Origin of the sequence: Croceicoccus mobilis, assembly GCF_001661965.1 — a bacterium.
GTDB lineage: Bacteria > Pseudomonadota > Alphaproteobacteria > Sphingomonadales > Sphingomonadaceae > Croceicoccus > Croceicoccus mobilis.
Map to the genome: position 1 here is coordinate 1 of NZ_LYWZ01000003.1, position 10,666 is coordinate 10,666.

10 protein-coding genes, 1 pseudogene and 1 other annotated feature are annotated in these 10,666 nt (G+C 60.0%); of the genes and pseudogenes, 9 read left to right on the top strand and 2 right to left on the bottom strand.

Going from position 1 to position 10,666, the window contains the following annotated elements; genetic code table 11:
- The first annotated feature begins 50 nt into the window (after positions 1–50).
- A protein-coding gene (locus tag A9D13_RS01535; RefSeq protein WP_373288794.1) for an IS3 family transposase occupies positions 51–1,279 on the top strand; the annotation gives its coding sequence in 2 pieces (ribosomal slippage) (positions 51–342 and positions 342–1,279; 1,230 coding nt in all).
- Positions 332–446, top strand: a sequence feature (AL1L pseudoknot). Its footprint overlaps the gene before it by 115 nt.
- Positions 1,280–1,338: 59 nt before the next feature.
- Here the strand turns inward: A9D13_RS01535 and A9D13_RS01540 are convergent.
- Positions 1,339–3,132, bottom strand: a complete 1,794-nt coding sequence (locus A9D13_RS01540; RefSeq protein ID WP_066769228.1) for an SLC13 family permease — start codon at positions 3,130–3,132, stop codon at positions 1,339–1,341.
- Between the two features lie 35 nt (positions 3,133–3,167).
- Here A9D13_RS01540 and A9D13_RS01545 point away from each other — a divergent pair, with 35 nt between their 5' ends.
- The 8 genes from A9D13_RS01545 to A9D13_RS01580 all read left to right on the top strand — a co-directional run bounded on the left by A9D13_RS01545 (position 3,168) and on the right by A9D13_RS01580 (position 9,475).
- Complete coding sequence (locus tag A9D13_RS01545; protein ID WP_308420435.1) at positions 3,168–4,073, top strand: lipid II flippase Amj family protein; 906 nt, start codon at positions 3,168–3,170, stop codon at positions 4,071–4,073.
- Between the two features lie 169 nt (positions 4,074–4,242).
- On the top strand, positions 4,243–5,448 hold the full coding sequence (locus A9D13_RS01550; RefSeq protein WP_156521859.1) for a hypothetical protein: 1,206 nt from the start codon (positions 4,243–4,245) through the stop codon (positions 5,446–5,448).
- Positions 5,449–5,474: 26 nt separating this feature from the next.
- Positions 5,475–5,909, top strand: coding sequence for a sensor histidine kinase (locus A9D13_RS01555; RefSeq protein ID WP_066769236.1), 435 nt, complete (start codon positions 5,475–5,477; stop codon positions 5,907–5,909).
- Position 5,910: 1 nt separating this feature from the next.
- Positions 5,911–6,549: a response regulator gene (locus tag A9D13_RS01560; RefSeq protein WP_066769254.1), complete on the top strand. Its 639-nt coding sequence runs from the start codon at positions 5,911–5,913 to the stop codon at positions 6,547–6,549.
- Positions 6,550–6,697: 148 nt separating this feature from the next.
- Positions 6,698–8,281 (top strand): pilus assembly protein TadG-related protein, encoded by a 1,584-nt coding sequence (locus A9D13_RS01565; RefSeq protein WP_066769238.1) that lies wholly within the window; start codon positions 6,698–6,700, stop codon positions 8,279–8,281.
- Positions 8,278–8,745, top strand: coding sequence for a TadE/TadG family type IV pilus assembly protein (locus A9D13_RS01570; RefSeq protein ID WP_066769241.1), 468 nt, complete (start codon positions 8,278–8,280; stop codon positions 8,743–8,745). The genes A9D13_RS01565 and A9D13_RS01570 overlap by 4 nt, the downstream gene beginning before the upstream one ends.
- An 11-nt stretch (positions 8,746–8,756) precedes the next feature.
- On the top strand, positions 8,757–9,179 hold the full coding sequence (locus A9D13_RS01575) for a TadE/TadG family type IV pilus assembly protein (protein WP_172808071.1): 423 nt from the start codon (positions 8,757–8,759) through the stop codon (positions 9,177–9,179).
- A 23-nt stretch (positions 9,180–9,202) separates the two neighbouring features.
- Entirely contained in the window at positions 9,203–9,475 is a 273-nt protein-coding gene (locus A9D13_RS01580; RefSeq protein ID WP_066769248.1) for a hypothetical protein, read from the top strand.
- A 330-nt stretch (positions 9,476–9,805) separates the two neighbouring features.
- Here the strand turns inward: A9D13_RS01580 and A9D13_RS20340 are convergent.
- Positions 9,806–10,587: pseudogene (locus A9D13_RS20340) on the bottom strand (IS5 family transposase).
- Positions 10,588–10,666 lie beyond the last annotated feature (79 nt).

The window sequence follows — 10,666 nt, forward strand, 5'->3', positions numbered from 1 at the left end:
TGAAGCGTCCCGGGTTTTCCGGAGGCTCCTATTTGTGAGAAGGAGCCAGAATGAGCGCTACAAGGAACAAGTTTTCGCCAGAGTTTCGTGACCGCGCGGTGCGAATGGTGGATGAGCACCGGGGGGATTACCCGTCGGAATGGGCAGCGTTGTCTTCGATTGCCGGGAAGGTTGGCTGCACGACCGAGACGCTGCGCCGCTGGTGCCGTGAGGAGGCGAGCCGACGAGCGGGACCAGCGGCGCAGGCCGCCAGCGACCGGGACCGGGTCAAGGCGCTGGAACGCGAAGTGAAGGAGTTGCGCCGGGCCAACGAGATACTCCGCAAGGCATCCGCATATTTTGCTCAGGCGGAGCTCGACCGCCACGGCAAATGGTGATGTCGTTTATCGACACGCACCGTGAGGAACTGGGTATCGAGCCGATCTGCCGTGAACTGGCGATCGCCCCGTCCTCCTACCACGAGCATGCTGCCCGGCTTGCAGATCCTACCAGGCGTCCGGCCCGTGCCCGGCGCGATGATGAGATCAAGGAAGAGATCAGGCGTGTCCATGACAACAACTTTGGCCTCTACGGTTCCCGCAAGGTCTGGCACCAGTTACGCCGCGAGGGCATCGCTGTGGCCAAGTGCACCGTGGAACGGTTGATGCGCACCATGTCGCTGGCAGGCGTGCGACGAGGCAAGACGACGGTCACGACCGTCAGCAACCCCAAGGCGCCGTGCCCGCTCGACAAGGTCAACCGCGAGTTCCGCGTCAGCCGGCCGAACGCTTTGTGGGTGGTCGACTTTACCTATGTCCACACCTGGGCCGGGTTCGTCTACGTGGCATTTGTGATCGATGCCTATGCCCGCCGGATCGTGGGCTGGAAGGTCAGCACGTCGGCGACCGCCGGCTTCGTGCTCGATGCTCTGGAACAGGCGATCCATGCGCGCAGGCCTGGCCCTGATGACGGCCTGATCCATCACAGCGACAGGGGCGTCCAATATCTGGCCATGAACTACACCCAGCGCTTGGCAGAGGCCAACCTCGTCCCGTCCGTTGGCAGCGTTGGCGACAGTTACGACAACGCTTTGGCCGAGACGATCAACGGCCTCTACAAGGCGGAAGTGATCTGGCGGCAGCGATCATGGCCAAGCGTGTCGGCCGTGGAAATGGCAACGCTACGCTGGGTCGATTGGTTCAACAACCAGCGTCTGTTCGGCCCCATCGGGCACATCCCACCCGCTGAGGCCGAAGCCAATTACTATGCAGCTAGAGGGAACCTCGATATGGTCGCATGACTCAATTGAAACTGCCTCCGGAAAATCCGGGACGCTTCACATCGAACACCACAGACCGTTTAAAGCTCCCAAAATAACGGGATTGCGATCAGTGTCGCGAGAGCTACGAATACCGTAAGCGGGAAACCAAACCTTGCGTAATCGCCAAATCTGTACCCGCCTGCTCCATAGACGAGCGTATTCGTCTGATATCCTATTGGCGTCAAAAAGCTCGCACTTGCCGCAAACATGACGGCAATTACAAAGGGGCGCGGATCGCTGCCCAGCGCTTCGGCCAGCTTGATGGCAAGTGGAGTAACGACGATCGCGACTGCATTATTGGTAACGAGTTCGGTGAGAAGCAGGCTGAGCATATAGATGGCGCACAAGGCTACCCACGGTGCGAAGCCGCCAAGGAGCGGGGTTGCAGCATTGACCGCCATTTCGACCAATCCGGCGCGGTCGAGCGCGGAACCTATGGCCAGCATCGCCACGACGAGCGCAATGATCCGCCAGTCCACGGCCGAGAATGCTTCGTCCGGCTCGATACACCGGCTTGCAAGGACAAAGGCAACGCCCATGGTGACGAGCGCCGGCAGCGGAAGAACGTCAAAGGATGCGCCAACAACGATGGCAAGAAGCACGCAAAGGGCAACCGGCGCCTTTCCGACACGGAAGGCGCGCGCTTTCGGTTCGGCAAGATCGAGGAGGTTCTCGCCGATTGCCATGCGATCGAGAGAGGCGCGTTCGCCTTCGAAGAGCAGCATGTCGCCGGCTTCGAGCAATTCATTTTCAAACCGGCCCGAGACATTGCTGCCTCGGCGATGCAGTGCCAGCGGCATGACACCATAACGCTCACAAAGCGAAAGATCGTTGATCCGGTGGCCGACGACTTGCGCGTCTGGCAGGATCAGCGCTTCCGTGATCGTAGTACTGCGCGTTCCCTCGACCAGCATCCCGGGCTCGCCTGACTTTCCGGCCAGTTGCAACTGGCTTCCCTCGTTAATGGTGAGGATCTCATCTGCCGAACATCGCAATATCGCGACATCGCCGGCTTCCAGAGTGACGGCATCGAAATCCGAGCCTAATGAGATTCCGTCACGCAAAATGTCGATCAGGCGTCGGTCGCCGCGATTGAAACTGGCAACAGCACGCGCTGACTTGCCGATTAGTGGAGACTGCTCATTAACGACTACCGAGGCGGTGTAGCGCCTCGTTTCAGTCTGCACGCCTGCCGATACCAGACCATCGCGCATGGGCAGACGAGATCGTGCGAGCACGAGATAGCAAAGCCCCGCTGCCGCGGCGATAATGCCGACAGGCGCAATCTCGAACAGGCCAAAGGGAGCCAGGCCTGCGTCTGTCGCCACACCATTGACCAACAGGTTGGTCGAAGTGCCGATCATGGTGCAGGTGCCGCCGAGAATAGCGGCAAAGGAAATCGGCATGAGGATACGCGAAGGGGGCTCACCCAGTTGCCGCGCCAGCACCAGCCCAACGGGGATCATCATCATGACAAGCGGCGTGTTGTTCGTGAACGCGGACATGCAGGCCACGACGACAAGCAGGATAGCGACCGTGCTGCGCGGCGACTGACGGGCTCGCTCCGTCGCTTTCGCAGCAAGAATTTCCAGAAGGCCTGTCCGTACGAGCGAAGCGGAAATGATGAACATTCCGGCTATGCTGAGCGGTGCGGGGTTGCCCAGCGCATCGAGCAGATCGTCAGACGAGACGATGCCCAGTGCCAGCAGAATCGCCACAGCACCGATTGCCGTCACTTCGGGTGAACGAATTTCGAAGGCAAAGGCGAGCAGCAGGGCAATGAGCCCCAATCCCACCACAAGCGGAACAATCGCGTCGGGCAAAGCAAACATTACCGTCTTTCGTGGCTATGGCGCCTGCGCGAGAGATGATCTTTTTTTCACGGGCCGCACAGCAATTTAATCTGCTCGCCCGAAAAAGCCCGCTATTGTCAGGCGCGCCTGAGTTCGGCGCATATGGACGGGTGGCTATGGATTGGTCTTTGGTCGTGATCTGTGTTCTGATGGCGGGGATCAATCTGATCGGCACGCTTGCCTATGCATCGCGCATTGCCGGGCTGCGGACTGGGCGGATCGCTGTGAGCTTTGCATTGTTCAATGTCCTTGTTCTGCTTTCACGCACGGCGAACGGTTTTCTGGCGCCGTTTCTTGCCAAGCGCATCGAGACCCGGCTGGCGGATGGTGCAAGTGATGCGTTGCTGCTCGATTTTCATCTGATCCTGCTTTCTGCTATGCTGGCCGTGGGTCTGGGAATATTGCTCGTTCCGACAGGCCAGCGCCTATTCGTCATCGCCATATCCTACTTAGAGCGTCATCGTTCGATGGGCCGGGTGATCCTGCGCTCCGCCTCGCCTGCGGGGTTGCGCAGCGTCCGACGCTCGTTTGCCATACCTGCACATCTTCGCAGCGGTGCCCTCAGCTTGCCGCGCACCATAGGCTGGAAGCTGATCGCCGCGAATTGTTTTGCCCAGTCACTTTTGACGGTGGGAGTGCTGGCGTCACTTTATGCCGGTTTCCTGAGCCCAGAATTCCGAGTGACGGCATCGCAGATGTCATCGGTGGTCAACGGGTTCGCGACTATTCTCTTGTTCACATTCATCGACCCCCAACTTTCCATCATGACCGATGACGTGATCGAAGGGCGGGTAGGCGCGGCAGAATTTCGGCACGCAATCGTATGGGTGTCGATCAGCCGTCTGGCTGGTACAGCAATCGCGCAGATCCTCCTGTTGCCAGCAGCCCGGCTCATCGCTCTAATCGCGTCTGTAATTTAGGACCTCAAGCTGTGCCGTAGGCATGTGCTGCAAATATCGTTGCCCTCCAGATCGCACCGCGATAATTTCAGTAAGAGTAGAAGGTTGGTCGGCGCTGTCCGATCGATTCATCCGACAGACTCCGGACGGCAAGGAGCCGGGAGGATCGCATGCATCTGACGAAGGCCAATTGAGCGCCATGCCTGTCGGGCAGATCGCCCGCCGAACATTCGCGCATCGCTCGATACGGGTTATCGCCCTCAGCCGGCTGGCCATTGCGGTGCTGTTTGGCGTGTGGGTCCGCATCGATCCGATGCAGCCGGTGCGATATCCCGATGCCGGGCTGCTGCTTTTCGAAGGCTATGTCCTATATTCGCTCGCCCTGCTGCTCGTCGCATGGCGGAACTGGTGGCTCGATTTCCGCCTGTCGGGTCCGGCCTATGTCGGCGATTGCCTGATCTTTTTGACCGCGCTGTTCTTTACCCAGTCGCGCGAAACCGATCTGATCAGCCCGTTCACCACCTTCTTTGTCTATCTCGTGCTGGCGGCCGTCCTCAGATGGCAGGGCCGCCATGCGCTCAGCGCGACGCTGGCGCTGGCCGCCGCGTTCACGCTGACCGGTTTCGGGATGGCGTTTTACGGCATCGATATCGACACGATGAATTTCGTGCGGCGCGCAAGCTTTATGGGCGTGCTGGCCATATTGCTGACATGGTTCGCGCGCGAACGCGGCATCGTCAATGCGCCCCGTTTCCATCCCATGGCCGAACATGAAGAGCCGGACATGATGGAACAGGCCCTGCAATATGCCATGCGCAACATGGATGCATCGGGCGCCGCGCTGCGCTGGGCCAGGCTGGAGGAGCCCGGCATCACCCTCGCCGGCGCGGGCCTGCTGCGCGACAGCAGCGGGTTATTCCCCCCGTTCCTGTCGAATCCGGACGAAAATGCGGTGCCCGTGCTGTTCGACCTGCGCCGCGACCGGGCAATCGGTTATTACGAGGGGCGCCTGACCCTGTTCGACGACTGCGGCGAGGTGCCCGTGCTGCTCAATGCGCTCGGCATTTCGGAAGGGCTCAGCCTGCCGCTTCCCGGGTCCATGGGATGCGGTGAGCTGGTGTTGGTCGGGATCGAGGGCATGTGCGTCGACCATGTGCTGTTTGGCCGCCACATCGCGCGTGAGATCACGCGCATCCTCGACGAAGAGGAAAACCGGGCCGCCGCTCGCGAACGTGAATTGATGCACGAACGGTCTAGCATCGCCCGCGACCTGCATGACAGCGTCGTCCAGTCCAGTCGCTGGCCGGGGCGCAGTTCCGCCTTGCCGCGCTGGGCAGAGCGCGCAAGGAAACGCCGGACCTTTCGGCCGAGCTTGACGATATCTGCGATAGCCTAAGCGCGGAACAGGGCCATGTCCGCACCGTGATCGACCGCCTGCGCACCCGGGGGCAAGCCTCTGGCCAATGCGACCTGTCTGCCGAGATCCCCGCGCTGGCAAAGCTGCTGTCGCTGCACTGGGGCATTGCGGTCAGGCATGTCGAACCGGGCGATGCGATCATCGTCTCGACGCTGCTCCTTCACGAAGTGCAGCAATTGCTGCGCGAGGCGATCGCCAATGCGGCACGGCACGGCGATGCCCGCGCGGTCGAGATCGAAATGGCGGTCCGCAGCGACAATCTGATCCTCGTCATCTGTGACGACGGCATGGGATTTCCCGATCATGCTGGATCGATTACGCCGCGATCCCTGTCGGGGCGGGTGTCGGCGCTTGGCGGAGAGCTGTCTCTGGCTTCGCAGCGCGGCTATTCCCGGATCGAGATAGTGCTGCCCATTCCTTCTGCATCGCATGGAGCATGAGATGACGCGCATCGTTCTCGCAGATGACCACGGCTTCCTGCGCAAGGGCGTGGAAAGCGTGCTCCAAGCCGGTGGCATGGAAGTCGTCGCATCGGTGGGTGATGGCATTGCCGCGCTCGAAGCGGTCGCCCGCGAAGATCCCGATCTCGTCATCCTCGACGTAAGAATGCCGGTTCTTGGCGGCGTCGAAACATTGCGGGCGATGCGCAATGGCGGCGATGGCAGGCCGGTGATCCTGCTGACAGCCGAGCTTGAGGACAAGAAGCTGGTCGAGGCCCTGCAGGCGAAGGTCGACGGGATCGTCTTCAAGGAAGGTGCCGAGGCAAGGCTCGAACTTGCCATAAGGCAAGTGCTGGCGGGATCGCGCTATATTGACATCGATCTCGTCGACAGGGCGCTCGATTACGCGGCGACGGATGCCGTTACCGGCCCATTTTCGACCCTTAGCGAACGGGAACGCAAGATCGTCGAAGCCGTCGCCAACGGCAGCCGCAACCGTGAGGTCGCAAAGGAAATCGGCACGACAGAGGGTTCGGTCAAGCTATATCTGCACCGGATATACTGGAAAATGGGTGTGAAGAATAGAACAGAGCTTGCCGTTATGGTTTTGGATATGAAAAACCGCTCGAAGACGAAATAAATATTTGATATATATTTACAGATATCTTAAGAGATATCCAAAGATATCAAAATAAATCCTTTGGATATCAAGTATTTTTCAACAATCCTTAATCGCTTAGCGGCGAAATTCATGGCGAACGCAATCGATAAGAAAGCCTGCCATCGCCATGATCGGTTCATGCCGTCAATTTCTTCGCAGACTTCGGTCTGAAAGCGGCGGAAACGTCACCATCCTGCTTGCGCTTGGCCTGCCGGTCCTGATCGGCGGGGCAGGGCTGGCGGTCGATATCTCGCAATGGTTCGTCTGGAAACGCGAACTGCAATATGCCGTCGATCAGGCTGCCCTTGCCGGTGCGTGGGCGCAGATGGAACCGGCGACGCAGGCGGTTTACCGCCAGCGCGCGCGGCAGGAGTTCGATGCCAATCTGCAGCTGATCACCGGCTTCCGATCCGATCCTTCTATCGAACTTGGCAATTACAACGGCCAGTCGGGGAATAGCGTGGTGGTGCGTGCCAGCGCCGGCAGGCGGCTGCCGTTTTCAAGCCTGTTCATGACTCGCGCGGTCTCGATCAACGCCTATGCGCAAGCAAGCTTCGAGGAGGGCGGAAACTGGACGAGCTGCCTGATCGCCGTCGACCCTGACGACGACGGAGCCATCACCATCGGCGGCAATGCGGCCGTCACCGCCAGTTGCGGCATTGCAGCGCTGTCGACTTCGGATGAATCGATCATCGTCAACGGCAATCCCAATGTCGATGTCGGCTGGATCCTCTCGAAGGGCGGGGTCGATGAATGGCTGGCGACGAACACCGACGACGACATCCATGAATACATGGATGGGCTGCTCGACCCGTTCAAGGAACTGACGCCCCCGCAGAACACGACGCCGCGGAAATACGCCTGCGCAGCCGCCAGCGTTTCGACGACCGCCGATGTCACGATCACGATTGCCGTCAGCTATGGCTATTACATCGGCTCCGGCAAGAACAACGCATCGGCCTTTGGATACCCTTCGCCGCGGCCCGGCAGCGTGCAGGGCCCTGTCACGCAAGTACAGCAACCCGTGCCCAATGGCACCGCCGCCGGGGCCGCCACCGCCAGCACCGTTACCTGGACCGCGATATCGGGAAAGGGGCAGAACACCGTGTGGGAAGTGAAGACGGTCACGACGACCACAGCCTATTCCGCAGTCAATGTGGCAAGCGTGCCGGCGCAGGCGTCGTTGTTGCCCGGTACCTATGACAGCATCAACATATCGTGCAGCACCGTTTTTGCCCCGGGCATTTACGTGATCGACGGCGGGCGGCTGAAGATCACCGGTCAATATCAGGTAACCGGGGCAGGCGTGATGTTGGTGCTCAGGAACAACGCCTATATCGACATAACCGGCGGCGCGAACGTCAATCTAACCGCGATGTCCAGTTCCGACCTCGAAACGGCGGGCGTGGCGGCCGACGGCGCCTCCAGCCTTGCCGGCATGCTGGTTTTCGAAGATCCGCGCAGTACAGGGACAAAGAACCGGAACCGGCTGAACGGCAATGCCAGCACGATCCTGAACGGGAAGATCTATCTTCCCAACAGCAGTATCACCATGGACGGCACCTTTGGTGTCACCAGCCAGTGCCTGATGATCGCGGCCGCCACGATCACGATACAGGGCACCGCCGATTTCAGCACGTTTTGCCCGCCGGGGATGGAGGAAGCGACCGAGGTCGCGCGATCCAGCGGGTCGGTGAGGCTCGTGTCATGATCACGCTTTCGAACCCGGCGCGCTCGCTGGGCTGCGACCAGCGCGGTACGGCCGCGATCGAGACGGCCATACTCGCGCCCGTTCTCCTGATGCTCAGCCTTGGCGCGATCGAGGTCAGCACGGCCGTCGCGCGCCAGAACGAATTGCAGAATGCCGCCGATGTGGCTGCTGGCGTGGTGCTCGCCGCAAAGCCTGATACGCCGCAAAAGCTGTCCGCGCTGAAGTCGGTCGTGGTCGCATCGACCGGGCTTGATGACAGCAAGGTCGCAGTGTCGCTGATTTATCGCTGCGGGCTCGACGCGGACTATGTCGCGCTCGTCGATCTGTGCGGCTCGGAATATCACACCACCTATGTCCGGCTCGCGCTGGAAGACCGCTACATGCCGAGCTGGACCCGGTTCGGACTGGGCGGCCCCGTCACGCTTCGCGTCGTGCGGCAGGCAATCGCGGAGCAGTCGTCATGAGCCGGTTGTCGTTGCAACGTTTGAGGGGCGACCAGTCCGCCTCGGCTGCGGTCGAATTCGCGTTGATTGGTCCCGTGTTCATCACGATGCTGCTGGCGGTGCTGCAATTCGGGATCACCATGCGCGACTACAACTCGCTGCGGAGTGCCAGCGGCGATGTCGCGCGATATGCCATCGTCAATTACGAGACCGCGAACCGCCTGACCGACGAGCAATTGTCGAGCTATGCGCGCAGCGTCGCGATCCGCTCGCCCTATGGCCTGCCTAACGACCGAGTGACCACAACCGTCACAACGCCCGGAACCCAGCGTATCGCTGGCGCTGTCGAGAAGCAGATCGCCATGACATATGAGGTCGACCTGCTTGTCGGCATGATCGACCTGCCGACGATCAGGCTGCGCTTTTCCCGGCCCGTCTTTTTGCTCGAAAACTGATAATTCGCCAAAGGCTGAACGAGATGAAACCTAAAATCGCATTGGGATTTGCTCTTCTTGTGCTCGGCATGACCGATGTCCTTCTTGATCCCGGATCCGGTACAAGCGTTCTCGACGATGTCCGCAGCAGGGCGGCCGAACATGTCGATGAATCAGCGAGCACCGTGGATGGGAGTCCTTTGCGCAAGCCGGTCCAGGCAGACACCGAAATCGGCTTCTATCGCGGAGAAAAGGAACCGTACGACCCTTATGCGTTGTCCGAACCGGCTCTTTTAGAGGACAGCCAAGACAACTAGTCGCTTCAATAATTGATCAACAATTCAGACAGTTGCAGGGCTACTGCGGTGTAATGAACCGGAGAGAAGCGGTTTTGTGACGGACGAGATTTGCAATCAGCAATCTGATCGGCGGCTGATCGATTCCATGCAACTGTTTGCTGCCGATCCGCAATTTTAGTGATATGATATGGAACTGAGCATAAGGAGGTTTTCGTGCACAGATACACCTCCCATCGCTCCACTCCAAAGCGTAGGCCTCAAAATGCAATAACGCGTTTTCGTATGCACGGCCCAATCCAGCCGATGGAGCGGCCCTCAATTTGGTCACAACTTCTGAGATTGCGTTGGTTAGGCCGTGTTGACAAAAGACTTCAGCCATAGCCTTTCTGCGGCAAGGTTGAGGAAGCTTTCGAAGGACAGAACGGTTTTGTCGTAACGGGTGGCGATGCGTCGCTGCTGTTTGAGCTTTCCGAACATGCGTTCGATGCGGTTGCGATCCCGGTAGCGGCGATAGTCCGGATGCTCTGGCACTTTGCGGTTCGAGCGTGGCGGAATGATGGGTAGGACACCCCGGATCAGCAGGCTCTCGCGGAAGCGGTCACCATCGTATCCCTTGTCCGCCAGCAGCGCCTTGGGCGTGGTGACTGGGATCGTCATGAACGGTTCGGCAGCGGTGTAATCAGAGGCCTCGCCGCCGGTCAAGATGAAGCCGAGAGGGCGTCCCTGATTGTCTGACCGGTCGTGGATCTTGCTCGTAAAGCCGCCGCGTGATCGACCAAGAGCGTTCGCACGAGCCCCCCTTTTCCGCCCGCCGCCGAGACATGGCCGCGAACGCTGGTGCTGTCGATCATGTGCTGCCAGTCATCGGTGAGGCCGAGATCGACCAGCGTCTGCAGCAGGCCGTCCCACACACCTTGCTCGGCCCATCGGCGGAACCGGACGTAGACAGAGTTCCACTTGCCATAGCGCTCGTGCATGTCGCGCCAGGGGCAACCGATCCGTAGAACATGCAGCATGCCATTGAGAAAGCGCCGGTTATCGCCTGCGGGCCGCGCCCAACGACCTCGTTCGGATGGCAGCAGTGGCCCGATCACCTCCCATTCCGCGTCCGACAAATCCCCGCGATCCATGCCTGCTCCCAAAAAGCAGCTTTGAATCAGCTGGCGATGGCTCTGGGAATCCCTATCCGGCTTTTGTCAACAGAACCTA

Coding starts and splice junctions, on each gene's coding strand:
- A9D13_RS01545 (WP_308420435.1), top strand. CDS start 3,168: ATGATCTTTTTTTCACGGGCCGCACAGCAATTTAATCTGCTCGCCCGA.
- A9D13_RS01565 (WP_066769238.1), top strand. CDS start 6,698: ATGATCGGTTCATGCCGTCAATTTCTTCGCAGACTTCGGTCTGAAAGC.
- A9D13_RS01540 (WP_066769228.1), bottom strand. CDS start 3,132: ATGTTTGCTTTGCCCGACGCGATTGTTCCGCTTGTGGTGGGATTGGGG.
- A9D13_RS01560 (WP_066769254.1), top strand. CDS start 5,911: ATGACGCGCATCGTTCTCGCAGATGACCACGGCTTCCTGCGCAAGGGC.
- A9D13_RS01570 (WP_066769241.1), top strand. CDS start 8,278: ATGATCACGCTTTCGAACCCGGCGCGCTCGCTGGGCTGCGACCAGCGC.
- A9D13_RS01580 (WP_066769248.1), top strand. CDS start 9,203: ATGAAACCTAAAATCGCATTGGGATTTGCTCTTCTTGTGCTCGGCATG.